This window comes from Micromonospora sp. NPDC007230 (assembly GCF_042869115.1).
Taxonomy (GTDB): Bacteria; Actinomycetota; Actinomycetes; order Mycobacteriales; family Micromonosporaceae; genus Micromonospora.
Genome location: NZ_JBIAFE010000003.1, coordinates 302,653 through 327,272, shown reverse-complemented (window position 1 = coordinate 327,272; position 24,620 = coordinate 302,653). Strand labels below are relative to the sequence as shown.

Below are 24,620 nucleotides of genomic sequence, written 5' to 3'. Positions count from 1 at the left end.
CGCCAGCACGTCGGCGCCCGGTCGGTCGCGTCCTGGGCACGACGGGGCGGCCACGGTCACGGGGAGTACTTCCACTGCAGGCTCAGGTAGGTGCCGTACCAGGCGGAGGCGAGCAGGAGAAACCCGAACACCGCCAGCATGTTGCTCCGCCGCGCCTTCGCCAGCCCCACCGCGATCGGCAGGAGCAGCACGAAGGCGGGCATCAGGTAGCGGCCCTTCGCCCAGTAGTAGTTCTCCGTGCCGATGCTCATCAGGACGCACGCGACCGCGTAGACCACCAGCGGCAGCGGGTAGCGGTGCAGCACGAGCAGCGCGATCAGCACCAGCGCGATGCCCAGCAGCAGGGTGGAGACGTACATGGGCAGCGCGGCCGGTTCGACCAGGACCCTGTTCAGCATCGTGACCGTCGAGACGCCGCCGTCGAAGCCGATCCGCCAGTACTTCTCCTGCATCACGAAGTAGGCGTCGGCCCGACCCAACCGTTGCCCGATCCAGGCCAGGTAACCGAGGTAGCCGAGCGGGGCGAGTATCCCTGCGGCCCACGGCCGCCAGCCGTCCTGACGGCGGATGATCGCCACCAGAGCGGCCAGCCCCACCGCGGCGATCAGGGCCGAGGCGGTCGGGCGGGCCAGTCCGGCGATCAGGCAGAGCAGGCCGGCGGCCAGCCACTGCCGGCGGAGCAGCGCGTACAGCGTCCACGCGACGAGCGCGGTGAACACCGTCTCCGTGTAGGCCATGTTCTGCACGATGGCGTGCGGCAGGACCGCCCAGAGGGCCACCAGGACCAGGCCGACCCGGCGGGAGTGGAGGTGCGCGCCGACGGCGTAGCCGCCCCAGGCGGCGGCCAGGCCGGCCGTCCAGGTGACGATCAGCGCGGCGACCTGGGTGGAGAACGTGGAGACGGCGGCGACCGCCGCGATCAGCCCCGGGTAGAGCGGGAAGAACGGCAGGTTCGGCAGCGTGCTCTGGGACTCCGGGTGGTTGCCGACCATCCCGGTGTCGTATCCGTCGTCGGCGATACCCACGTACCAGATGCCGTCGAACCGGCTGTGCAGCAGCGACCAGAAGTCCGCGCCGGACCGGTGGGCGGCGACCGCGAGGATGAGCAGTCCGCTGAGTCGCAGCAGGGCGTACAGGCCGACCGCCGTCGCCGCCGGGTGCCAGCGCCGCAGCGGTCGCGGAGGCCTCCCGGGGCGGCTCTCCGCGCGGGCGAGGGCCTCGGGGCCGGCGGGGATGTCCACGGAGACGGCGGCCACGATCTGTGCAACGAGTCGAGCCACAGACGGGGTGTGAAAACCGCCTATTTACGGTAATTCTGCCGAGGGCCAGGCCCTGCCCGGGACTCCCGTCGCGCGCGCACGTCTGCCACGATGCGTGGGCAGCAGGTAGAGGGAACGGAGGCACGGGTGCGGATCCTCCTGGTCGAGGACGATCGTCGGGTGGCCGGCGCCCTGTCCTCCGCGCTGATCCGGCGGGGCTACGAGGTGGAGCACGCCGCCACCGTGGAAGCCGCCCTCTCCGCCGCCCCCTGCGATCTGGTGCTGCTCGACCTGACCCTGCCCGACGGCGACGGCACCGACCTGTGCCGGGAACTGCGCCGGCGCAGCAGCCAGCTCGGCATCATCGCGGTGACCGCCCGGGGCGAGGAACGCGACCGGGTGCTCGGCCTCCGGCTGGGCGCCGACGACTACGTGGTCAAGCCGTTCTCGATGGTGGAGCTCCAGGCGCGCATCGAGGCGGTGCTGCGGCGGGCGGCGCACACCGTGCCGGAGCGCAACCTGATCGAGGCGGGCGCGGTCCGCATCGACGTGGGCGGCCGGACGGTCAGCGTGGCCGGCCGAGCGGTGGCGCTCACCCGCAAGGAGTTCGACATCCTGCTCTCCCTGGCCCGGCAGCCCGGCGTGGCCGTGCCGCGGGACCGGATCCTGCTCGACGTCTGGGGCACCACCTGGGCGGACCGGCACACGGTCGAGGTGCACGTCGGCTCGCTGCGGGGCAAGCTCGGCGACCCGAAGCTGGTGGAGACCGTACGCGGGGTCGGCTACCGGCTCCGCGGCGAGTGAGGGGGCCGGGGTGCGCCGCCGGCTGGTGATCAGCTATCTGCTGCTGATGGTGCTGGTGCTGATGGCCCTGGAGACGCCGCTGGCGGTCACCCTGGCCACCCGGGAGACCGACCGGGTCCGCGCCGACCGGCTCGCCGACGCCACCCGGTTCGCCTCGCTGGGCGGCCCGGCGCTGCGCGGCGGCGGGCCCGGCCCGCTCGACAGCGAGCTGGCCGCCTACGACGACCTGTACGGCATCGCGGCCGCGCTGGTCGACCGGGAGGGCGGTACCGTGACCGCCTCGGTGAGCTGGGAGCCCGGCCCGGGCACCGTGGTCGCCCTGGACACCGCGCTGGCGGGCCAGCAGTTCAGCGGGCCCGACTCGGTGTGGCCCTGGGTGGACGAACCGGTCGTGGTGGCGGTCCCGGTCACCGACGGCGGCGAGGTGCTCGGCGCGGTGGTCACCGCGACCCCGGCCGGCAAGGTCCGACGTACCGTGGCCTCCTGGTGGGTGCTGCTCACCGCGATCGGCCTGCTCGTGGTGCTGGCCTGCATCTCCACCGCGTTCGGGCTGGCCGGCTGGGTGCTGCGTCCGGTCACCGAGCTGGACGCGGTGACCCACGAGATCGCCGAGGGCGACCGCACCGCCCGGGTACGCCCCCGGCTCGGTCCGCCCGAGCTGCGCCGGCTGGCGGCGAGTTTCAACAACATGGCCGACGCGGTCTCCGACGTGATGGACCGGCAGCGGGCGTTCGTGGCGCACGCCAGCCACCAGCTGCGCAACCCGCTGACCGCGCTGCGGCTGCGGGTGGAGGAGCTGGGACCGAGCCTGACCGACGACGACGGCCGCGCCGAGCACCGGCTGGCGCTGGAGGAGACCGACCGGCTGGCCACCCTGCTCGACGCCCTGCTCACCCTGGCCCGGGCCGAACGGGCGGAGAACCAGCGGGTCACCGTGGACGCCGCCGAGGTCGCGGCCTCCCGGGTGGCGGCCTGGCTGCCGCTGGCCCGGCACCGGTCGGTCACCCTCCGGCTGGACGCGGCCGCGGCGCCCGCGTACGCCCGGACCGTGCCGACCGCGATCGACCAGGCGCTCGACGCGCTGATCGACAACGCGGTCAAGTTCAGCGGTACCGGGGCAGAGGTGACCGTGGCGGTACGCCCCGCCGACGGCGGAATCGCGCTGCAGGTGCGGGACACCGGCCCGGGCATGACGGCCAGCCAGCTCGACCAGGCCACCGAGCGGTTCTGGCGGGCGCCCGACGTGCAGAACGTGGACGGGGCCGGGCTCGGGCTGACCATCGTGGCGGTGCTGGTCGACGCCTCCGACGGCCGGTTGACGATGCGCCAGGGCCGGCCCCGGGGGCTGGTCGCCGAGCTGTGGTTCCCGAGCCCGGAGGACCCCCTCACGGGCCCGGCGAGCGGCGACGGCGCGGACGGCACCGACCCGGCCGAGCGGGTCGGCTCCGCCGCCGGCTGAGCCCGCGCTGCGGCTCCCAGGGTCGGGGTCAGGGTTTGGTCGACCTGTACCAGCCCGCCGCCCCCGGATGCAACGGGAGCGGGGTGGTGACGATCGCGGACCGGGGACTCATCCGCCCGGCCGCCGGATGGGCCGCGGCCAGCTCCTCCCGGCGATCCATCAGCAGCCGGGTCAGCTCCCGCACCAACGCCTCCGGTAGGTCGGCGCGGACGATGAGGTAGTTCGGGTTGGCCACCGTGCTGATCGGGTCCACGCCGTACACCGAGCGGGGAACGTCCCGGGTCACGTACACCTGCCCGTACCGGCGGCGCAGCGGCTCGGTCCACTCACCCAGGTCGACCAGCCGGATCGCGGTGCTTCCGGCAAGGTCCGCGACGCCGCGTACCGGCAGGCCGCCGGAGAAGAAGAACGCGTCGATCCGGCCGGCCCGTAGCGCCGCCAGCGAGTCGTCCAGGCCCAGGTGCTCCTGCCAGACCTGGTCGCCGCCGAGCTGCGCCACCTCCAGCAGGCGAATGGCGGTGACCTCGGTGCCGGAGCCGTAGGCGCCCACCGACACCCGCCGCCCGCGCAGGTCGGCGAGCGTGCGTACCGGGCCGCCGGCGGTGGTGACCAGGTGCAGCAGGTCGTCGTAGACCCGGGCGACGGCGAGTACGGCGGGGTGGTCCGGGGACCGGGGTGGCAGCACGTCGGCCTGGGTGAAGCCCAGCTCCGCCTCCCCAGCGCCGACCAGCCGGACGTTCTGCGCGGACGCCGCGGTGACCACCACGCTGGCCTGCACCCCGGGCAGCTCCCGGTTGAGGATGGCGGCCAGCGACTGGCCGAAGGCGTGGTAGACGGCGGTCGGGCTGCCCGTGGCGATCCGGATCCGCACGGCCGGGGTCGGCGCGTCCCGGCAGCCGGCGAGCCCGCCGAGGGTCGACACCAACAGCAGCACCAGGGCCGCCGGCGCCGAGGTCGGCCGCCGGCCGCGCACAGACCAGCGTCGGCTCACGCGCTGCACTCTGCGCTGTGCACCCGCCGCCGCGCAAGCCCGGACGCGGCGCCGGTGGTCCCGCCCGGCGCGGTGCGGACGGTTCGGCCCGGCGGCGCCGCGCGGCGGCCGGGCCGGGCGGACGGCTCAGCAGGCCTGCGCCGGGGCGAGGGTGGCGCTGTCCACGATCCGCGCGCGGTGCGGCCCGTTGGGCACGCTCACCAGGAAGCAGCCGCCGCCGGGCCGGAGCACCGCCGGGACGTCCAGCAGCGCCGCGCTGCGGACCAGGACCGCGGCCAGGTCCCGGTCGGTCAGCCGGACGCCGAGACAATGCCGGCGGACGTGCCGCCCGCCGGCCAGCAGCGCCGCGCGCCAGGCCGCCGCGGCCAACCGGGGCCGCCACACCCGCCGGGCCGGGGAGGCGCCGGGGACGGGCCCCCCGAGCAGCTCCCGGCGGCCCTGCCGCCAGCCGGTCTCCAGCAGGATCGCGTACGCCGACCAGTGCTCCCGGGGCACGGACAGCCGGTGCAGCTCGTAGCGGCGGCGCAGGCCGCCGGTGGTCAGCTCGTGCTCCACCGGTACGTCCAGGCGGCCGAGCAGCTGCCGCATCCGGTGCGCCGCGGCCTCGTGGTTGAACTCGGCGACCCCGCCCCGGTACGTGCCGGTGTCGACCCGGCGGCCGTCGGTGGCCGGGGGTGGGGTGCAGCGCATCAGGCAGGCGACCTCGAACGCGTCGGCCAGGGTCAGCCAGTCCAGCGGTGGGAGCGGCAGCGACCGGTGTGGCCGGTCGAGCAGCGTGGAGTCGGAGGCCATGGCAGGAACTCCTTGTCGGCGTGGGGTTCCCTTACCGTGGCCCCCTGGCCGGCACGACGAAACCGCTGCGCCCGAGCCTTGAGGAAAAATTGCGGCTACAACTCCGTCACGACGACGTCAACCTGGCGTGGCCGGCCGGCGGGCGCGGGCTGCTCCTCGACCGTGTACTTCAGGTCCCGCAGCGCTCCCACCAGGGCGGCGGTGGTGCGCGGCCGGACGCCGGCCGTGAGCAGGTCGCGGACCAGCCGGCCCTTGGTGGCCTTGTTGAAGTGGCTCACCACTGACCGGGTCGGCACGCCGTCGACGTCGCGCTCGTGCAGCACCCGCACCGTCACCGTGCGCTCCGCGACCTCCCCGCGCGGCGCCCAGGTGGCCGCGTACGCGCCGGAACGCAGGTCCAGCACCGGCCCCCGGCCGGCCGCCGCCGCCATCGCCGGGACCAGCGCCCGCCGCCAGTACGCCGACAGCGCGCCGATCCCCGGCAGCTTCGCCCCCACCGGGCAGCGGTACGGCGGGATCCGGTCGGTGAGGCGTACCGCGCCCCACAGGCCGGAGCTGACCAGCACCGAGCGGCGGGCCAGCCGGGCCGCGGCGGGTGGCAGCGAGGCCAGGTCGAGCGCCTCGTAGAGCACCCCGGTGTAGATCCGGTCGGCCGGCGCGGTCGCCGCCACGCGCAGCCGGGCGTTGCGGCGCAGTTCGCCGCCCTGCCCTTCGCTGAGGCCCAGCGCGGCCCGGGCCGCCGCCTCGTCGGGCCCGGCGCAGAGCGCGACGAGCGCGGCCAGCACCTCCTCCCGGGCCGGGGTCAGCTCCGGCAGCGAGAGCCGGGACAGGTCCAGCCGGCGACCGGTGCCGGCCTCGGCCTTCCCCTCGGACGGGGGCAGCAGGATGAGCATCGGCTCAGCGTACGACCCAACCTCAGCGCCAGGGCCGTACGGCGCTCTCCGGGTGGTACACGCGATAGCCGCCGACCTCGGCGACCACGGCGGCGTCGGCCCCGTCGCCGAGCCACCAGCGCAGCGTGCGCTCCGCCGACGACCCAGCCTTGAGCACGTACCCGGGCCGGGCCGCCCGCCCCACCTGCCGCCAGTACGGCGGGTAGCGGTTCTGCCCCGGGGTCAGGTTGCCGTCGAGCACCCCGCAGACCACCGCCTCGCCGGTGTTGAAGATCAGCCGGTTGCAGGTCCAGTAGTCCCCGTACACCTCGTGCAGCCCGGCCCCACGGACCGCGTCGGCCAGCTCGCGGGTCTGCCGCTCCTCGGCCCGCACCGAGGGGGCGTCCGCGACGAACGCCACGGTGGCCGCCACCGTCGCCGCGGCCACCGCGGCCAGCACCAGGCCGGCCACCGCCCCGCCGACCCGGGCCGCCACTCCCGCCGTGCCCCGCCAGGCTCGCGCAGCGGCCAGCCAGAGCGGCCACAGCACCGCCGGCAGCGAGATCTGCAGCACCGACAGGTAGCGGGCGTTGCCCAGCGGATCGGTCGCGGCGAGCGGGCTGCGCACGTACCCGAGCAGGGTCAGCACGGCCCCGACGACGAGGGCGAGGTGCGCGACCGCCCGGACCCGTCCGGCGGCGCCGGCGGCCCGCCGGAGGGCGAGCAGCCCCAGCACGGCGGCGGCCACCAGCAGCACCGGGTAGAGCAGCCCGAACCACTCCTGCCACCGGGCGCAGCCGGCCGCCCGGCAGAGCCCGCCGGCCAGCGGCACCCCCTCCAGCAGGCCGCCGTGCACCCGGTCCGACCAGGACGGCGCCGCGCCCGCCTTCGTGCTGATCTGCCGGAACACCGACAGCGAGTCCTGCCCGGGCGGGGCATCGAGATTGTCCTTGATCATCGGGGCGACCCCGACCACGAAGCCGGCGATCAGCAGCACACCGGGCCAGCCGATCAGGTCCCGGGGCGCCGCCCAGAGCAGCACGATCCCGGCCACCGCCAGGTAGGGCACGATCAGCCAGTCCGACCAGAGCGCCAGCCCGGCGAGCAGGCCGAACACGCCGGTGGCCAGCCAGCGGTGCCGCACCCGGCGTTCGCCGAGAGCCACCGCGATCAGCAGCATCGCCAGCACCGCCGGCTTGACCTCCGGCCGCCCACCCACCACGGTGAGCTGGTCCCGGACCACCCGCTCCGAACCGAGCGCCAGCAGCCCCACCACGAAGGTGGCCAGCCAGGGGGAGTAGAGGCGACGGGTCAGCCGGTACACCAGCCAGAGGAAGACCGCGTAGAGCACCAGCAATGGCAGCCGCAGCACCGGCCAGCTCGGCCCGGCCCAGCCGACCAACGGGGCCGCCAGGTAGGACTCCAGCACGCCCATGTAGTGCTGGCCGTACAGGAAGACCGGCCGCTCGCGGCCGGCGGCGATGTGCAGGGCGGCGAGGCCGAACGTCGCCTCGTCGCTGTTCGAGCCGGGCAGGGTCAGCAGGGTCAGGACCAGCCGGTAGCCGACCCCGGCCGCCCCGAGCAGCAGGGCGACGAGCGCCGGTCGATCGAGTGTGGGGTGCCACCACCCGCGGTGCTGCACAGCTGTCGACACGACCAACGCCCCCGTCGTCGTCCCGACCGCAGTTTTTCACGGTGCCGCCCGGCGGCGGGGCGGATCGGCGGAGTCGGGGCCGGCCGCACTCGCGTGGCCGCTGTCGCCCGCGTGTGGCAGGGTGACAGCGTGCCCGCCACACCTGCCGGAGAGCTCGCCGTACCGCGGCTGCACCGGGCCGCACGGATCGAGGACGCCGTCCACGGCCTGGTCGAGCGCCGGCTGCGGCGCACGGGTTGGAAGGTCAACATCATCGCGTACGCCGGGTACGGCGCCCCGGGCTGGGCGCGGGTGCTCTGCCGGGTGCTGCTCGGCCGGCCGGACGTCCGCCAGCGGGCCCGACCGGAGAAGGTCCGCGGCTGGCGCAGCTTCGCCACCCTCCCCGCCAAGCACGCCACGGTGACCATCGAGGCCGGCGACGTACGCCACGAGACGACGGCGGACCGCAGCGGCTTCGTCGACACCGTCATCGAGGCCGACTTCACCCCCGGCTGGGGCAGCGTACGCCTCAGCGTCCCCGACGCCGAGCCGGTCGAGGCCCTGGTCCGCGTGCTCGACCCGAACGTCCGGTTCGGCATCCTCTCCGACATCGACGACACGGTCATGGTCACCGCGCTGCCCCGGCCGCTGCTCGCCGCCTGGAACACCTTCGTCCTCGACGAGCACGCCCGGGCCGCCGTGCCCGGCATGGCGGTGCTCTACGAGCGGCTGGTCACCGCCCACCCCGGCGCCCCCGTCTTCTACCTGTCCACGGGCGCCTGGAACGTCGCGCCGACGCTCACCCGGTTTCTCTCCCGGCACCTCTACCCGGCGGGGCCGCTCCTGCTCACCGACTGGGGGCCGACGGCCGACCGGTGGTTCCGCAGCGGCAAGGAGCACAAGCGGGCCACCCTGGCCCGGCTGGCCCGGGAGTTCCCGGACGTCCGGTGGCTGCTGATCGGCGACGACGGGCAGCACGACCAGGAGATCTACCGCGAGTTCGCCGCCGCGCACCCGGACAACGTGGCCGGGGTGGCGATCCGCCGGCTGTCGCCCACTCAATCGGTGCTGGCCGGTAGCCTGCCCGCCCCGCCCGGCCGCCCGTCCGCCGGCCCGGTCGGGCAGAAGTGGCTCGCCGCGCCGGACGGCGCCGGCCTCTGGAAGCTGCTGCGGGAGGCGGGCCTGGTGTGACCGGCGCCCGCCGTGGCGCTCGCAGTTCGACGCCAGTTCGGGGATGTGGCGGTGTCGAAGGGGGCCGGACACCGCCAGATCGCCGACCTGACGGTGTTAACCCGCTAGACCGGGATCAGTCGCGGCGGAGCCAGAGGGCGCCCAGCGGCGGCACCCGCAGCGTCGCGGACGCCGCCAGCCCGTGCCAGGGGACGCTCTCCGCGTGCACCGCGCCCAGGTTGCCCACGCCCGAGCCGCCGTAGTGGTGGGCGTCCGTGTTGATCACCTCGGTCCAGGTGCCACTGGCCGGCAGGCCGATCCGGTAGCCCTCCAACGGCCGGGCGGAGAAGTTCGCCACGCAGACCAGGGTGGCGCCGTCCGGGGCGATCCGCACGAACGAGACGGTGTTGTTGGCGACGTCATCCCCGGCGATCCAGCGGAAGCCGGCCGGGTCGGTGTCCTGCGCCCACAGCGCCGGGGTGGCCCGGTAGACGCGGTTCAGATCGCCGACCAGGCGCTGCACGCCGGCCCGCGCCGGGTCGTGCAGCAGGTACCAGTCGAGGCCGCGCTCCTCGCTCCACTCCCGGTCGTCGGCCAGCTCGCAGCCCATGAAGAGCAACTGCTTGCCAGGGTGCGCCCACATGTACGCCAGCAGTGCCCGGACGTTGGCCAGCTGCTGCCAGGTGTCGCCGGGCATCTTGCCGGCCAGCGAACCCTTTCCGTGCACCACCTCGTCGTGGCTGATCGGCAGCACGTAGTTCTCGCTCCACGCGTACGCGAGGGAGAAGGTGAGCTGATGGTGGTGGTGCTGCCGGTAGATCGGGTCCTTCGAGGTGTAGAGCAGGGTGTCGTGCATCCAGCCCATGTTCCACTTGAAGCCGAAGCCCAGCCCGCCCTCAGCCGTCGGGCGGGTGACACCCGGCCAGGCGGTGGACTCCTCGGCGACCATCACCACCCCAGGGTGGTGCTTGTAGACGGTGGCGTTGGCCTCCTGGAGGAACGCGATCGCCTCCAGGTTCTCCCGGCCGCCGTGCACGTTGGGCACCCACTGGCCCTCCTGGCGGGAGTAGTCCAGGTAGAGCATCGAGGCGACCGCGTCGACCCGCAGCCCGTCGGCGTGGAACTGCTCGCACCAGTAGAGCGCGTTCGCCACCAGGAAGTTGCGCACCTCCCGGCGGCCGAAGTCGAAGACGTACGTGCCCCAGTCGGGGTGCTCGCCGCGGCGCGGGTCGGGGTGCTCGTAGAGCGGGGTGCCGTCGAAGCGGGCCAGGGCCCACTCGTCGCGCGGGAAGTGGGCCGGCACCCAGTCGAGGAGCACGCCGATGCCGGCCTGGTGCAGCCGGTCCACCAGGTGGCGGAAGTCGTCCGGGTCGCCGAATCGGGCGGTGGGGGCGTAGTAGCCGGTGACCTGGTAGCCCCAGGAGCCGCCGAACGGGTGCTCCATCACCGGCAGGAACTCCACGTGGGTGAAACCCATGGTGGTCACATACTCGGTGAGCTGCTCGGCGAGGTCGCGGTAGCCGAGGCCGGGCCGCCAGGAGCCGAGGTGCACCTCGTACACGCTCATCGGCTCCTGGTGCGGTCGCCGCTTCGCCCGGCGCGCCAGCCAGGCCGCGTCGCCCCACTCGTACGTGGAGTGGTGCACCACCGAGGCGGTGGCCGGTGGCACCTCGGTGCGCGCGGCCAGCGGGTCGGCCTTGTCCCGCCAGTGCCCGTCGGCGCCGAGGATCCGGTACTTGTAGCGGGCGCCGACCGGCACGCCCGGCACGAAGATCTCCCACACCCCGCTGGCGCCGAGGGAACGCATCGGCCAGCCGTCGTCGGGTGCCCAGCCGGTGAAGTCGCCGACCACCCGCACCCCGCGGGCGTTCGGGGCCCAGACGGTGAAGGCCACGCCCTCGTCCAACACCCGGGCGCCGAGCACCTCCCAGAGCCGCTCGTGCCGCCCCTCGCCGATGAGGTGCAGGTCCAGCTCACCCAGCGTGGGCGGGTGGCGGTACGGGTCGTCGTGCACCATGCCGTCGACCTCGACCCGGTAGTCGAGCACCTCGCCGGGCAGCACGGCCTCGAAGACGCCGACGTCGTGCACCCGCTTCATCGGGTGCCGTTCGTCGCCGGCGAGCACGGCCACATCGGTCGCGCCGCGCCGCAGGGTCCGGATGGTGGTGCGCCCGGCTGCCGGATGCGCGCCGAGCACGGCGTGCGGGTCGTACGCCTGGCCGGAGATCAGCTGCTCCATCGTTCCTCGTCCTCCACGGCCGGTGCGGTCGGGGCGGTGCCGCCGGACAGGTCGGCGGGCACGTCCTCGACGGTCAGGTCGGGCGCCACCGGGTTCGCCGGGTCCGGTGCGGCCGGTGCGGCGGCGCGCCGCACGCTGAAGACGTGCGCGGGTTGCAGGTACGGGTCGAGCCGGACGGCGTTGCGCTGCCCCCAGTCGTAGCTGACCCCGGTCAGCTCGTCGTGGACGGTGAACCGGTCGTGCCAGTCGAGGCCGAGCGCCGGCATGTCCAGGGTGGTGTTGCCCCACTGCACGGTGCGGGAGTCGAACGAGCAGATCACCAGCACGGTGTTGCCGGTGTCCGGGTCGTGCTTGGACCAGCAGAGCAGCGCCGGGTTGTCGATGTCGTGGAAGCGCAGGTTGCGCAGCCGGTGCAGGGCGGGGTTGTCGCGGCGTACCCGGTTGAGGGTGGTGATGAACGGGGCGAGCGAGCGGCCGTGCGCCTCGGCGTCGGCCCAGTCCCGGGGGCGCAGCTCGTACTTCTCGTTGTCCAGGTATTCCTCGGCGCCGGGGCGGGCGACGTGTTCGAAGAGCTCGAAGCCGGCGTACATGCCCCAGGAGGGGGAGAGCAGCGCGGCCAGCACCGCCCGGATCTTGAACATCGGCGGGCCGCCGTGCTGGAGGGAATCGTGCAGGATGTCCGGCGTGTTGGGCCAGAAGTTCGGTCGCATGTAGTCGGCCGCCGCGACCAGCTCCTCGCAGTACGCCCGCATCTCGGCCGCGCTGGTGCGCCAGGTGAAGTACGTGTACGACTGGGTGAAGCCGATCTTGCCGAGGCCGTGCATGATCGCCGGACGGGTGAACGCCTCGGCGAGGAAGAGCACGTCCGGGTCGACCTGCTTGACCTCCCAGATCAGCCAGTGCCAGAAGTCGAACGGCTTGGTGTGCGGGTTGTCGACCCGGAAGATCCGGATCCCCTCGCCGACCCAGTGCAGCACCACCCGCAGGATCTCCGCCCGGATGCCCGCCGGGTCGTTGTCGAAGTTCAGCGGGTAGATGTCCTGGTACTTCTTCGGCGGGTTCTCCGCGTACGCGATGCTGCCGTCGGCCCGGGTGGTGAACCACTCCGGGTGCTCGGTCACCCACGGGTGGTCCGGGGCGCACTGCAACGCCAGGTCCATCGCCACCTCCAGGCCCTGCTCGGCGGCGGCGGCGAGGAAGGCGCGGAAGTCCTCCGGCGTACCCAGGTCGGGGTGGATGGCGTCGTGGCCGCCCTCGGCGGCGCCGATCGCCCACGGCGAGCCGACGTCGTCCGGCCCGGCGGTGAGGGAGTTGTTGCGGCCCTTGCGGTTGACCCGGCCGATCGGATGGATCGGCGGCAGGTAGAGCACGTCGAAGCCCATCGCCGCGACCCCGGGGAGCCGGTCGACGGCGGTGCCGAAGGTGCCTGACTGGGCCGGCGCGTCGGCGGTGGCCGGGATCGCGCCCTCGGAGCGGGGGAAGAACTCGTACCAGGCGGAGTAGAGCGCCCGGGGCCGGTCCACCCAGAGCTGGTATTCCTCGCCGGTGGTGACCAGCTCCCGGACCGGATGGTCCCAGAGCAGCGTGGCCAGGTCGAGCGCCGGGCCGACCCGCCGGCGCAGCTCCAGGTCGCCGGCGCGCAGCGCGGCCGCCGCCGCCCGGACCCGCGCCCGGTCGGCCGCCGGCACCAGCTCCAGCGCCGCCTCCAGCACCCGGGCGCCCTCGGCCAGGTCGTTGGCCAGCTCCGCCGGGCCCTGGCCGGCGGCGAGCTTCTTGGTGACCGCGTTCTGCCAGGTCAGGTACGGATCGTGGAACGCCTCGACGGCGAATCGCCAGGTGCCGACCGCGTCCGGGCGGATGGTGGCGTGCCAGCGGTCCTGGCCGGGCTCGCCGGGCCGCAGCCGGGTGAACGGGCGGGCCGCGCCGTCCGGGCCGAGCCAGACCACGTTGCAGCCGAGCGCGTCGTGTCCCTCGCGATAGGCGCGGGCCGACACCGGTACGAGTTCGTCCACCACGGCCTTGGCCGGGTAGCGACCGCAGGAGACGACGGGGGAGACGTCTTCGATCGGGAACCGTCCAGTCACCGGTTCAACCTACTGCGCGAGATCGCTTCGCGCTCGGGTCGAGACGTGCTTTACCCGTCGGGCCCATGGGTAGCCCCTGACACGTATCATTGGTAATACGTGTCAGGAGGGGCCGCGATGAAGCTGAACAGCAAAGGGCAGGTGACCATCCCCGCCGCCCTGCGCGCCCGGTACGGCCTGCACGAGGGCGACGAGGTCGACGTCGTCGAGGAGGGCGGCGCGTTGCGGATCGTGCGGGTGAGCGGCGCCGAAACCCGGGGGCAACGCCTGGTCCGCCACATGCGCGGGCGCGGTGGGGCCCGAGCAGCCGAGGGGATGTCCACGGACGAGTTGATGGAACTGCTCCGTGGCGAGTGAGCGGGTCCGGGCCGTCGCCGCCCGAGCGGGTGACTCGGCCACCACTCTGGTCGACACCAACGTCCTGCTGGACATCTTCACCGAGGACCCGCGCTGGGCGCAGTGGTCGGGCGACGCCCTGGCTGCCGCCCGGGACGCCGGTGCTCTGGTCATTGATCCGATCGTGTACGCCGAGGTGTCGGTGCGCTTCGCCACCATCGATGAACTTGACGAAGCGCTGCCGGCCGCGGACTTCCTGCGCGAGGAACTGCCGTATCCGGCGGGCTTCCTGGCCGGCAAGGCGTACGCGCGGTACCGCGCGCAGGGCGGAACCGAGCGTTCACCGATCGCCGACTTCTACATCGGAGCCCATGCGGCGGTATGCGGGTACCGCCTGTTGACCCGGGACGGTGGCCGGTACCGTACGTACTTCCCGAAGCTGGCGTTGATCTCGCCCGGCACCTGACCGGCGTGTCAGCCGGCGGCGCCCACCGACCGGTACACCTCCAGCGTCCGCCGCGCGATCGTGTCCCAGGAGAAGTGCTCCACCGCCCGGCGCCGCCCGGCCCGGCCGAATTCGGCGGTGCGCGCCGGTTCGGCCAGCAGCTCGTTGAGCCGGGCCGCCAGGTCGGCCACGAACCGTTCCGGATCCAGCGGCCGGCCGCTGCCGTCGGAGGCCTGGTCGATCGGCACCAGCAGCCCGGTCTCGCCGTCGACGACCACCTCGGGGATGCCGCCGGTGGCGGTCGCCACCACGGCCGTCTCGCAGGCCATCGCCTCCAGGTTGACGATGCCCATCGGCTCGTACACGGACGGGCAGGCGAAGATCGTGGCGTGGGTGAGCACCTGGATCACCTCGTGCTTGGGCAGCATCGCGGCCACCCAGACCACCCCGGCGCGGGTGGCCTGCAGCTCGGCGACCAGTTCCTCCACCTCGGCCGCGATGTCCGGGGTGTCGGGGGCGCCGGCGAGCAGCACGAGCTGGGTGTCGGCGGGCAGCTCCCGGGCCGCCCGCAGCAGGTAGGGCAGGCCCTTCTGCCGGGTGATCCGCCCGACGTAGACCACGCTGGGGCGGGACGGGTCGATGCCGAGCCGGTCCACCACGTCGGTGCCGTGGTCCGGGGTGTACTGCCCGGTGTCGATGCCGTTGTAGACCACCCGCACCCGGTCCGGGTTCACCGCCGGGTAGGCCGTCAGCACATCCCGCCGCATCCCCTCGCTGACCGCGATCACCGCGTCGGCGGCCTCCACCGCCGTGCGCTCGCACCACGAGGAGAGGGCGTACCCGCCGCCGAGCTGTTCGGCCTTCCACGGGCGCAGCGGCTCCAGGCTGTGCGCGGTGACCACGTGCGGCACCCCGTACAGCAGCTTCGCGGTATGGCCGGCCAGGTTGGCGTACCAGGTGTGGCTGTGCACCACGTCGGTGCCGGCGCAGCCGGCCGCCATCTCCAGGTCGACACCCATGGTCCGCAGCGCCGGGTTCGCGCCGGCCAGTTCCGCCGGCTCGGGGTACGCGGTGACGCCCGGCTCGTCGCGCGGCGCACCGAAGCAGTGCACCCGCACGTCGGCGAGGCGGCGCAGCTCGCGCGCCAGGTACTCGACGTGCACCCCGGCCCCGCCGTACACCTCCGGCGGGTACTCCCGGGTGAGCAGATCAACGCGCAGCCGAGCGGAATCCGTCATGACCGGCACCCTAGTGCAGAAGCCCGCCGCGCACCCGGCGCGGAACTGTGCCCGTACGAGTGGTGAAGTCGGGGCAGGATCGATAGCGTCTGAGCATGGCTGCCAAGGTGCTCGCGATCGTCCTGGCCGGCGGGGAGGGCAAGCGCCTGATGCCCCTCACCACCGACCGGGCGAAGCCCGCCGTCCCCTTCGGCGGGATGTACCGCATGGTCGACTTCGTCCTCTCCAACCTGGCGAACGCCGGCTACCTCCGGATCGTCGTGCTGACCCAGTACAAGTCCCACTCACTGGACCGGCACATCACCACGACGTGGCGCATGTCGACGATGCTCGGCAACTACGTCACCCCGGTGCCGGCGCAGCAGCGCCGCGGCCCGTGGTGGTTCGCCGGCTCGGCCGACGCGATCTACCAGAGCTTCAACCTGATCTACGACGAGCAGCCGGACTACGTGATCGTCTTCGGCGCGGACCACATCTACCGGATGGACCCGCGGCAGATGGTGGAGGACCACATCGCCTCGGGCGCCGCGGTCACCGTGGCGGGCATCCGGCAGCCGCTGTCGACGGCGAACCAGTTCGGCGTGATCGAGGTCGGCGAGGAAGGCCGGCGGATCCGGGCGTTCCGCGAGAAGCCCACCGACGCGGTGGGGCTGCCCGACGCGCCGGACCAGATCTACGCCTCGATGGGCAACTACGTCTTCACCACGAAGGCCCTGATCGACGCCGTCGAGCACGACGCCGAGGACAAGAGCAGCAAGCACGACATGGGCGGCAGCATCATCCCGATGCTGGTCGATCGAGGCGAGGCCAACGTCTACGACTTCAAGGACAACGAGGTGCCCGGCAGCACGGACCGGGACCGGGGCTACTGGCGGGACGTGGGAACGCTCGACTCGTTCTACGACGCCCACATGGACCTGATCAACGTCCACCCGGTGTTCAACCTCTACAACTTCGACTGGCCGATCTACAGCAACCAGCCGCCCTACCCGCCGGCCAAGTTCGTCCACGCCTGGGGGGAGCGGGTCGGCCGGGCGGTCGGCTCGTTGATCTCGCCCGGGTCGGTGATCTCGGGCTCGCTGGTGGAGAACTCGATCGTCTCGCCGAAGGTGAAGGTCCACTCCTGGGCGCACGTGGACGGCGCCGTGCTCATGGAGGGTGTCGAGATCGGCCGACACGCGGTGGTCCGAAGGGCCATCCTGGACAAGAACGTCTACGTCCCGGAGGGCGCCGAGATCGGCGTCGACCTGGAGAAGGACCGCCAGCGCTACACCGTCTCCGACAACGGCACCGTGGTCATCGGCAAGGGCCAGACCGTCGAGCCCTGACCGCCCGAATTCGCAAGGAGGACCCCGCAGTGGCCCACCCCCGCGCCGGCCAGCCCGCCGAGCCCGCCGACCTGGTCGACGTGCCCCGGCTGGTCACCGCCTACTACGCCGCGCACCCCGATCCGGCGGACCCGGCGCAGCAGGTCTCCTTCGGCACCTCCGGCCATCGCGGGTCCAGCCTGAAGAACGCCTTCAATGAGGACCACATCCTCGCCGTCACCCAGGCGCTCTGCGACTACCGGCGGGAGCGGGGCCTGGACGGCCCGCTGTTCCTCGCCCGGGACACCCACGCGCTCTCCGCCCCGGCGGCGGTCAACGCGCTGGAGGTGCTCGCCGCCAACGAGGTCACCGTGCTGCTGGACAGCCGCGACGGCTACACGCCCACCCCGGCGCTGTCGCACGCCATCCTCACCCACAACCGCGGGCGCAGCGCCGGCCTCGCCGACGGCATCGTGATCACCCCGTCGCACAACCCACCCGACGACGGCGGCTTCAAGTACAACCCCACCCACGGCGGGCCCGCCGACACCGACGTCACCAAGTGGATCCAGGACCGCGCGAACGCCATCCTCACCGCCGGGCTCAAGGAGGTGAAGCGCCTCCCGTACGCGCGGGCCCGGGCCGCCGACACCACCGGGGAGTACGACTTCCTGGCCCGGTACGTCGACGACCTGCCGGCCGTGCTGGACATCGCCGCGATCCGCGAGGCCGGGGTCCGCATCGGCGCCGACCCGATGGGCGGGGCGAGCGTGGCGTACTGGGGCGAGATCGCCGAGCGGCACCGGCTCGACCTGACGGTCATCAACCCGACCGTCGACCCGACCTGGCGGTTCATGACCCTCGACGGCGACGGCAAGATCCGGATGGACTGCTCCTCGCCGAACGCGATGGCCTCGCTGATCGCCGCCCGCGACCGGTTCCAGGTCTCCACCGGCAACGACGCCGACGCCGACCGGCACGGCATCGTCACCCCGGACGGTGGCCTGATGAACCCCAACCACTACCTGGCGGTGGCGATCGGCCACCTGTTCCGGACCAGGGACCAGTGGGGGCCCGCGGCGGCGGTCGGCAAGACCCTGGTCTCCTCCTCCATGATCGACCGGGTCGCCGCCGACCTGGGTCGCCCGCTGCTGGAGGTGCCGGTCGGCTTCAAGTGGTTCGTGCCCGGCCTGCTGGACGGGGCGGTCGGGTTCGGCGGCGAGGAGAGCGCCGGCGCGTCCTTCCTGCGCCGGGACGGCAGCACCTGGACCACCGACAAGGACGGCATCCTGCTGTGCCTGCTCGCCGCGGAGATCATCGCCACCACCGGGCGCAGCCCCAGCCAGCACTGGGCCGAGCTGGCCGAGCGCTTCGGCGCGCCCGCGTACGCCCGCATCGACGCCCCGGCCAGCCGGGAGGAGAAGGCCGTCCTCGGCAAGCTCTCTCCGGAGCAGGTGACCGCGACCGAGTTGGCCGGTGAGCCGATCACGGCCATCCTCACCACCGCCCCCGGCAACGGCGCACCTATCGGGGGGCTGAAGGTGACCACCGAGTCGGGCTGGTTCGCCGCTCGGCCGTCCGGCACCGAGGACGTCTACAAGATCTACGCCGAGTCGTTCCAGGGCCCGGAGCACCTGGCCCGGATCCAGGAGGAGGCCAAGGCCCTGGTCGACGCGGTGCTGTCGAAGGGCTGACGCTCGTCGCGGCTGGCCGGGCGGGCTGCTCCCGCCCGGCAGGTGCTCCCGCCCGGCGGCGGGCTCCCGGTCAGCGGCAGGCTCCCGTCCCGCGGCCCGTCCCTGGTCAGCGGGGTGGGGTCAGCTCGCGCCGGGTGAGCTGCTCGCGCAGCTCCTCGGGCAGCAGTTCCCGGAGCTGGTCGGGCAGCAGCGGCAGGTCGAGCAGGCTGAGCTTGAGCTGGCTGCGCTCCTGGTAGCGGCGGGGATCGAGCCGGACGACCAGGCCGGCGTCGCGGACGTACCGGGCCTCCACCGCGCCCTCCGTGGCGGCGTCGCGGATCACGAGACCGTCGACCTCGACAGCCACCGGCGCCGAACTGGGCCGGAGGTCGAGCCGGATCCTCTCCTCGGGGGAGAACACCACCGATCGGGAGATGCCCGACATGGGCGCGGAGGGTGTCACCACCACCGCCTGGGTGGCGGGCGACACCAGCGGTCCGCCGGCGGCGTAGCTGTACGCGGTCGAGCCGGTCGGCGTACTCACCACCAGGGCGTCGCAGCGGTAGTAGCCGTACTCCTGGCCGTCGACGGCGAGGCTGGCGGTGACGAAGCCCAGGCCCGGCTGGCGGACCAGGGCGACGTCGTTGAACGCCACCACGTCGTCCCCGCAGACGTCGCAGGCCAGGCAGGCGTGCGACTCGATGGTGAAGTCGTGCGCCACCAGGCGGTCCAGCGCCCGCGGCAGGTCCGGCGGCTCCACCTCGACCAGGAAGCCGACCCGGCCCAGGTGCACCCCGAGCACCGGCTTCGGGTCGTGCACCGCCGCGCGCAGCGCACCCAGCATGGTGCCGTCCCCGCCGATGCTGATCAAGGCGTCCGAGCGGGCGGCCAGCTCCGGCCCCGGGACCGGCTGCACCGACGACGGGACCCGGTGCCGGTCCTCGGCGCGGACGGCCAGCGTCTTGCCGTGCCGGACCGCCCACCGGTCGATGATCCCGACCACCTCGGAGACGTCCCGGGTGGGATGCAGCACCAGCCCGAACACATACCCCGCCACCGGTACAGCTCACCACAGGACCGGGGACAAGGCGGGTAAACCGGGCACGACGACGCGGGCGGGGTGCCGAGTCATGGGCGATCATGTGGCCGCCCGGCGCCAAGGTGCCCCGGCTCCCCACGGCCGTGGTCCGGGGTCGCGCCGACGCGGCCGGGAAGAATCGGATAAAACCGAAAGATTCCCCTCTAAGCTGACATCAGGGTTCGTCGGCAGGAGGGCGGTACACCGGTGGCATGCTGCGACATCCACGCCGACCTCAAGGTGGCTGGTGCACCGTACGGTCCGCTGTCCTCACGGGCGCCCGCCCCGCAGCCGCGGACGTCAGGGGGATGCGCGGAAGGGGAAGGTTCGGGATGCGACTGCTGATCACCGGGGGCGCCGGGTTCATCGGCGCGAACCTGGTCCGGATCGCCTCGGCGGACCCGGCCGTCACCGACATCCGGGTGCTCGACGACCTCTCCACGGGCAGCAGGTCGAACCTGGCCGGGCTCGACGTGGAGCTGCGCGAAGGATCCATCCTGGACGAGGCCCGGCTGTCCCGTGCCATGGCGGGCCGCGACGTGGTCGTTCACCTGGCCGCGATGTCCAGCGTGCCCGGTTCGATCCGGGAGCCGATCGCCGCGCACGGCATCAACGCCACCGGCACGCTCTCCGTCCTGGAAGCCGCCCGCCGGGAAGGGGTCCGGCACGTCGTGCTGGCCTCGTCGTCATCGGTCTACGGCGCCAATCCCGAGCTACCGAAGAGCGAGTTGACCTGGACCAGCCCGCTCAGCCCGTACGCCGCGGCCAAGCTCGCCACCGAGGCGTACGCGTCCGCGTACCAGGCCTGCTACGGCCTGCCCACCCTCGCCTTCCGCCTCTTCAACGTCTACGGCCCGGGCCAGCGCCACGACCACGCGTACGCGGCGGTCATCCCACAGTTCGTGCACGCCGCCCTGCATGACGAGCCGGTGGTCATCCACGGTGACGGCCACCAGAGCCGGGACTTCACCTACGTGGACACGGTCTGCGAGGTCATCCTCGACGCCGTCCGGCGGCACGTGCACCAGCCCCAACCCGTGAACCTGGCCTTCGGCGCCCGGACCGACCTGCACTCGGTGCTGGCCGAGCTCGAACTGATCCTCGGTCGACCGGTGGCCCGGCGGTACGCGCCGGCCCGAACGGGAGACATCCTGCACTCCGAGGCGGACAACCATCTCATGCGCCAGTTGTTTCCGCAGGCGGCAGCCGTACCGCTCGCCGAGGGGCTCGCTGCCACGGTCGCGTGGCACCAGACGCACGTCCCGCTGCGGGCCCAGGTGGCCGCCCGACCCCAGCGCCGGGCCGAGCCGATCGTCGGCTGAGGCGGAGGATGCGCCCAGCCACGCCGGGAGATCCCGGTCCGCCGGGGGACTCCGGACGAATAGGGAGCAGTGGGCGTTTTTGCATAACCTGTAACGGAACTTCTCGTTGAACGACCGGGGCGGAGACCGGTGCCCTGCACGAACCGCCGCCGGATGGCCGCAACGAGGAGGTCCTTTGAAGATCGTCGTTACCGGGGCCGCCGGCTTCATCGGCTCGAACCTCGTGCGTGCCCTCGCCGACGCCCGACAGGTGACCGAGATCGTGGCGGTGGACGACCTGTCCACCGGCTCGCTGGACAATCTCGCCGACGTCCCCGTCCGCCTGATCATCGGGACCATCCTCGACCCCGACGTGCTTGACGAGGCGATCGCCGACGCCGACAGCGTCGTCCACCTCGGCGCCCTCGGCTCGGTACCCCGCTCGATCGACAACCCGATCGGCAGTCACCACGCCAACGCCACCGGCACCCTGAGCGTGCTGGAGGCGGCACGCCGCCACGACGTGCCGCAGGTGATCGTCGCTTCCTCGTCCTCCGTCTACGGGGTGAACCCGGTGCTGCCCCGCGTGGAGGAACTCCGGCCGATGCCGGTGAGCCCGTACGCGGTCTCCAAGCTCGCCACCGAGGCGTACGCCCTCGCCTTCGCCGCCTGCTACGGCATGGCGGTGCTGCCCTTCCGCTTCTTCAACGTCTTCGGCCCCCGCCAGGCTGCCAACCACGCGTACGCCGCGGTCGTGCCGCGGTTCGTCTCCGCCGCGCTGGCCGGGGAGCCGCTGCGCGTACACGGGGACGGCCAGCAGACCCGCGACTTCACCTACGTCGGAAGCGTCACCTCCGTCATCGTCGACGCGGTGCTGCGTCAGGTTTCCAGCCCCGATGTCGTCAACCTCGCCTTCGGAGCCCGAATTTCGCTGCTGGAACTGATCGCCGAGCTGGAACAGATCCTCGGCCGGCGGCTCGACACCGTGCACGAGGCGCCCCGGCCCGGCGACGTCCGGGACTCGCAGGCTGACAGCTCCGCGCTGCGCGCGCTCTTCCCCGACGTGGCGCCCGTGACGTGGACCGAGGGCGTGCGCGCGACAGTGGAGTGGTACGCGACACAGGTGTCGAAGCAGCCGGTGGGATGACCCTGCCGGCTCAGGAGGCCACCGTGATCCGGGAGTACTGCGGTGCGGTCGTCGGGGCAGGTGCCGTGTGACCGGTCGGTGCCGCCCTATGCGATCGTGGCCGGAAACCCGGCGCGGGTCATCCGGTTGCGGTGGCCGGTGGAAACCATCCGCGAGCACGAGCGCACGCTCTACCCGGCGGACCGTTGCCTGGGTGACGAGGAATTGGCCGCGCTTGCGGACCTACCGAAAGCGTTCGACGCGTCGACCACACCGCTGGTAACAAAGGCGCTGACGGTCGAGGCCCAGGAGCGGTAGTCGAACTCCTCGGCACGCTCCCGCGCAGCGCGGCTCATCCGGCGCCACTGGTCGTCGTTCAAGTCGAGTGCCCGTAACAGTCCGACGCGCACGTCATCCGCCGTCGGTCCGGCGAGCACCAGCCCCTCCCGACCGTCGGTGACGTATCGAGCTAGGTCGCTGGTGTGGTTCAGCAGCACCGGGCACCCCGCAGCGAGGCTTTCCGGCACCTTCGACGGGAAACCGGCCCGGGCGTATCCCGCGTCGGGCCGGACCAGGACCGAGAAGTGCGCGTTCGTCAGCTCGGCCAGGACCCGTTCACGAGGCACCCGACCCAGGAAGGTGACCTGGCCGTCGATGTCATCGAGGTCGGAGCCGTTTAGGTCGGACATGCAATTCGCCTGCTCGCGGGACATTCCGGCGATGGTCAGCCGGACGCGGTGCCGCTGCGCATCGGAGAGGCGTCGAATCCCCTCCACCACCACGGCCAGCATGTCCTTGGCGCCGGCAGTGCCGGCGTACAACAGGTTCAACCCGCCGGCAAGCGAGGGCGGCGCGGGGTACGCGAACGTGTCCCGGTCGACCTGCGGTGGCACGAGCAGGGTAGGGCGTCGATGGGCGAATTCGTCCCGGAGCGCGGTGGAGATCACGATGGTGCGGTCGGCTAGCCGGGCGGCGAGGAACGCGCTCCATCGATTCCGGATGAACGGCGGAGCGAACCGGCCCCGGGCGAACTGCTGCGGGTCGTACCGCTCCAGCACGTCGACGATGACCGGTCGGCGTACCGCGAGCCGGAGCACGGCCCAGGTGGTCAGTGTCCACAGCCCGAGCGGCAGGTAGACGGCGCTTAGCTCGGCCGGCCGCACACCAGCGCGGCGCAGCGCCACCAGCACCCGCACCGGCCGCCACTGCCGCTGCCACCAGCGGACCAGGCGGCCTCCCGTGGTCACGGTCAGGGTCACCACTCGGATGTCCGCCGGCAGCGGAGGGTTCGTCGGCGGGCAAGTCCCGTCGGACGGCCAGTCGTTGACCACGACGGCGGTACTGCCAGGCGGGGTGGCCGAGAGGGCCAGGTGCAGCATCCGGTTGGACAGGGCGTCACCGCCGGGGAAGTGGCATGCGGCGATCAGGAGCAGCCTCGGGGGTGCCTTGTCGGCGAACATGCATCCCACCTTGTCAGAGATCACACGCCTTTGTGGGGTTATCACCCGAAGGAGTGCCCGCTACAGATTCACGGCGATGGGTCCCTACCACCCCGGTCCCGCGCCCAGCCTTACAGGGAACGACATGACAAGAATCCTGATCCTGACCGACTATCGGGACACCTTCTACTCCACCTTTAGGACGATTCACACCCTGCCGTCCATGGACGTGACCCGCCTCGCCGACAACTTCCGCCGAGCGGGATTCACCCCGGAGGTCACCAGCTTCCGAGACGTCGATCCCAGCGCGGACCTGCAAGGCGTGCCGGTCCTCTACACCTCATCTGAAGACACCGGTCTCGAATACAAGAGCTGGATCGAGGACCTTGTTCTGGCGCTCGAAACATCCGGCGCCAGAACGCTCCCCGGTTACCGGTTCCTACGCGCCCACCACAACAAGGTGATGATGGAGGCGCTGCGTACCCAACTGTTCCCGAAGGAAGCCGCCGAACTGCACACCCGCAGTTTCGGCACCTTTGAGGAGTTGGCGACCGCAACCGCGCTGGACGGACGGTGGCCGAAGGTCATCAAGGCGTCGGCGGGGGCCGGCTCCCTCAACGTGGCGCTCGTTCACAACCGCGCCGACCTCCTGAGGGCCGCACGGCAGATCAGTCGCACCCGCAACCCGCACGAGACGCTGCGCGAGCACGGCAAGCGGATCCTCCGTCGTGGACGACACTACGCGAACTCGTTGCACCGGCAGAAGTTCATCGTCCAGGACCTCATCTCCGGCCTGACCGGCGACTTCAAGGTGCTGCGGTTCGGTGACCGTTACTACACGCTGTGGCGGCAGAACCGGCCGGGTGATTTCCGCGCGAGCGGAAGCGGCATCTTCGACTACCACAGCACTGCCGGGGTGGACCGGGCGGCCCTGCTCGATTACGCCGAGCAGGTCTCTGAAACGCTCGGCACACCCACGGCGTCGCTCGACGTCGGATTCGATGGCCGTCGCTTCCACCTGATCGAGTTCCAATGCCTGCACTTCGGCACCGTCACCGCCGAGAGGTCGACGCACTACTACACCAGGTCCGACGGCTCGTGGCGGCAGGTCGCCGACCGCTGCGACATCGAGGCCGTGTTTTGTGACGCGATCGTGCAATACCTCAACCGGCGGCCGGCCTGACGTAGCTGGCGGTGCCGCCGCCCGCCGATGAGCGCGTGAGCTGGAGCAGCCGGGTTCGACATTGACGGCGCGGTGGAGGGCACTGCTGTCTGGTCCATGCCACCTCGGCATTTCGGTCGTTCATGTAGGTAAGCGGCTTTTGTTGGAGTCATCGCACGCTGTTCTGTTTGTGGTGGTCGCAGCGCCGGAGC

General features: G+C 72.5%; 20 protein-coding genes. 10 read left to right on the top strand and 10 right to left on the bottom strand.

Annotated elements, in window-relative coordinates:
* Positions 1 to 56: 56 nt before the first annotated feature.
* Entirely contained in the window at positions 57 to 1,280 is a 1,224-nt protein-coding gene (locus ACFYML_RS06735) for a hypothetical protein (RefSeq protein ID WP_387419647.1), read from the bottom strand.
* 90 nt (positions 1,281 to 1,370) lie between these two features.
* On the opposite strand from ACFYML_RS06735, the gene ACFYML_RS06730 reads away from it, so the two are divergent.
* Together ACFYML_RS06730 and ACFYML_RS06725 are read left to right on the top strand one after the other, a co-directional pair.
* Positions 1,371 to 2,063 carry a response regulator transcription factor gene (locus tag ACFYML_RS06730; protein ID WP_357441366.1) on the top strand — a complete coding sequence of 231 codons (693 nt, stop codon included), beginning with the start codon at positions 1,371 to 1,373 and terminating at the stop codon, positions 2,061 to 2,063.
* Between the two features lie 10 nt (positions 2,064 to 2,073).
* Positions 2,074 to 3,522 carry a sensor histidine kinase gene (locus ACFYML_RS06725; protein ID WP_387419646.1) on the top strand — a complete coding sequence of 483 codons (1,449 nt, stop codon included), beginning with the start codon at positions 2,074 to 2,076 and terminating at the stop codon, positions 3,520 to 3,522.
* Between the two features lie 28 nt (positions 3,523 to 3,550).
* On the opposite strand, the gene ACFYML_RS06720 is transcribed toward ACFYML_RS06725, so the two are convergent.
* The 4 genes from ACFYML_RS06720 to ACFYML_RS06705 form a co-directional block, all read right to left on the bottom strand.
* On the bottom strand, positions 3,551 to 4,513 hold the full coding sequence (locus tag ACFYML_RS06720) for a TAXI family TRAP transporter solute-binding subunit (RefSeq protein WP_387419645.1): 963 nt from the start codon (positions 4,511 to 4,513) through the stop codon (positions 3,551 to 3,553).
* 126 nt (positions 4,514 to 4,639) lie between these two features.
* Positions 4,640 to 5,305, bottom strand: coding sequence for a hypothetical protein (locus tag ACFYML_RS06715; RefSeq protein ID WP_387277491.1), 666 nt, complete (start codon positions 5,303 to 5,305; stop codon positions 4,640 to 4,642).
* A gap of 95 nt (positions 5,306 to 5,400) precedes the next feature.
* Positions 5,401 to 6,198 carry a peroxide stress protein YaaA gene (gene yaaA, locus ACFYML_RS06710; protein WP_387419644.1) on the bottom strand — a complete coding sequence of 266 codons (798 nt, stop codon included), beginning with the start codon at positions 6,196 to 6,198 and terminating at the stop codon, positions 5,401 to 5,403.
* A 22-nt stretch (positions 6,199 to 6,220) separates the two neighbouring features.
* Complete coding sequence (locus tag ACFYML_RS06705) at positions 6,221 to 7,831, bottom strand: hypothetical protein (RefSeq protein WP_387419643.1); 1,611 nt, start codon at positions 7,829 to 7,831, stop codon at positions 6,221 to 6,223.
* A 129-nt stretch (positions 7,832 to 7,960) separates the two neighbouring features.
* Between ACFYML_RS06705 and ACFYML_RS06700 the strand changes: the two genes are divergently transcribed.
* Positions 7,961 to 9,001: an App1 family protein gene (locus ACFYML_RS06700; RefSeq protein WP_387419642.1), complete on the top strand. Its 1,041-nt coding sequence runs from the start codon at positions 7,961 to 7,963 to the stop codon at positions 8,999 to 9,001.
* Positions 9,002 to 9,116: 115 nt separating this feature from the next.
* Here ACFYML_RS06700 and glgB read toward each other — a convergent pair whose 3' ends face one another.
* Together glgB and ACFYML_RS06690 are read right to left on the bottom strand one after the other, a co-directional pair.
* On the bottom strand, positions 9,117 to 11,219 hold the full coding sequence (gene glgB / locus ACFYML_RS06695; RefSeq protein ID WP_387419641.1) for a 1,4-alpha-glucan branching protein GlgB: 2,103 nt from the start codon (positions 11,217 to 11,219) through the stop codon (positions 9,117 to 9,119).
* Entirely contained in the window at positions 11,207 to 13,303 is a 2,097-nt protein-coding gene (locus tag ACFYML_RS06690) for a maltotransferase domain-containing protein (protein ID WP_387419640.1), read from the bottom strand. The genes glgB and ACFYML_RS06690 overlap by 13 nt, the downstream gene beginning before the upstream one ends.
* Positions 13,304 to 13,420: 117 nt before the next feature.
* On the opposite strand from ACFYML_RS06690, the gene ACFYML_RS06685 reads away from it, so the two are divergent.
* Entirely contained in the window at positions 13,421 to 13,660 is a 240-nt protein-coding gene (locus tag ACFYML_RS06685; RefSeq protein ID WP_073839703.1) for an AbrB/MazE/SpoVT family DNA-binding domain-containing protein, read from the top strand.
* Positions 13,650 to 14,105: a type II toxin-antitoxin system VapC family toxin gene (locus tag ACFYML_RS06680; RefSeq protein WP_387419639.1), complete on the top strand. Its 456-nt coding sequence runs from the start codon at positions 13,650 to 13,652 to the stop codon at positions 14,103 to 14,105. Before ACFYML_RS06685 ends, ACFYML_RS06680 begins: the two co-directional genes overlap by 11 nt.
* An 8-nt stretch (positions 14,106 to 14,113) precedes the next feature.
* On the opposite strand, the gene glgA is transcribed toward ACFYML_RS06680, so the two are convergent.
* Positions 14,114 to 15,322 (bottom strand): glycogen synthase, encoded by a 1,209-nt coding sequence (glgA, locus tag ACFYML_RS06675; RefSeq protein ID WP_387419638.1) that lies wholly within the window; start codon positions 15,320 to 15,322, stop codon positions 14,114 to 14,116.
* 95 nt (positions 15,323 to 15,417) lie between these two features.
* Here glgA and glgC point away from each other — a divergent pair, with 95 nt between their 5' ends.
* Both glgC and pgm read left to right on the top strand, forming a co-directional pair.
* Complete coding sequence (gene glgC / locus ACFYML_RS06670) at positions 15,418 to 16,650, top strand: glucose-1-phosphate adenylyltransferase (RefSeq protein ID WP_387419637.1); 1,233 nt, start codon at positions 15,418 to 15,420, stop codon at positions 16,648 to 16,650.
* Between the two features lie 29 nt (positions 16,651 to 16,679).
* The gene (gene pgm, locus ACFYML_RS06665; protein WP_387419636.1) at positions 16,680 to 18,323 is read left to right on the top strand and encodes a phosphoglucomutase (alpha-D-glucose-1,6-bisphosphate-dependent); all 1,644 of its coding nucleotides are present in this window, start codon (positions 16,680 to 16,682) and stop codon (positions 18,321 to 18,323) included.
* Between the two features lie 106 nt (positions 18,324 to 18,429).
* On the opposite strand, the gene ACFYML_RS06660 is transcribed toward pgm, so the two are convergent.
* Positions 18,430 to 19,359 carry an NAD(+)/NADH kinase gene (locus ACFYML_RS06660; RefSeq protein WP_387419635.1) on the bottom strand — a complete coding sequence of 310 codons (930 nt, stop codon included), beginning with the start codon at positions 19,357 to 19,359 and terminating at the stop codon, positions 18,430 to 18,432.
* A 353-nt stretch (positions 19,360 to 19,712) separates the two neighbouring features.
* On the opposite strand from ACFYML_RS06660, the gene ACFYML_RS06655 reads away from it, so the two are divergent.
* Both ACFYML_RS06655 and ACFYML_RS06650 read left to right on the top strand, forming a co-directional pair.
* On the top strand, positions 19,713 to 20,702 hold the full coding sequence (locus tag ACFYML_RS06655; RefSeq protein ID WP_387419634.1) for an NAD-dependent epimerase/dehydratase family protein: 990 nt from the start codon (positions 19,713 to 19,715) through the stop codon (positions 20,700 to 20,702).
* A 175-nt stretch (positions 20,703 to 20,877) separates the two neighbouring features.
* Complete coding sequence (locus tag ACFYML_RS06650) at positions 20,878 to 21,828, top strand: NAD-dependent epimerase/dehydratase family protein (protein ID WP_387419633.1); 951 nt, start codon at positions 20,878 to 20,880, stop codon at positions 21,826 to 21,828.
* Between the two features lie 170 nt (positions 21,829 to 21,998).
* Here the strand turns inward: ACFYML_RS06650 and ACFYML_RS06645 are convergent, their stop codons facing one another.
* Positions 21,999 to 23,267, bottom strand: coding sequence for a glycosyltransferase (locus ACFYML_RS06645; RefSeq protein WP_387419632.1), 1,269 nt, complete (start codon positions 23,265 to 23,267; stop codon positions 21,999 to 22,001).
* Positions 23,268 to 23,475: 208 nt separating this feature from the next.
* On the opposite strand from ACFYML_RS06645, the gene ACFYML_RS06640 reads away from it, so the two are divergent.
* A complete protein-coding gene (locus ACFYML_RS06640; RefSeq protein WP_387419631.1) occupies positions 23,476 to 24,429 on the top strand; it encodes a hypothetical protein in 954 nt (317 codons plus the stop codon).
* Positions 24,430 to 24,620 lie beyond the last annotated feature (191 nt).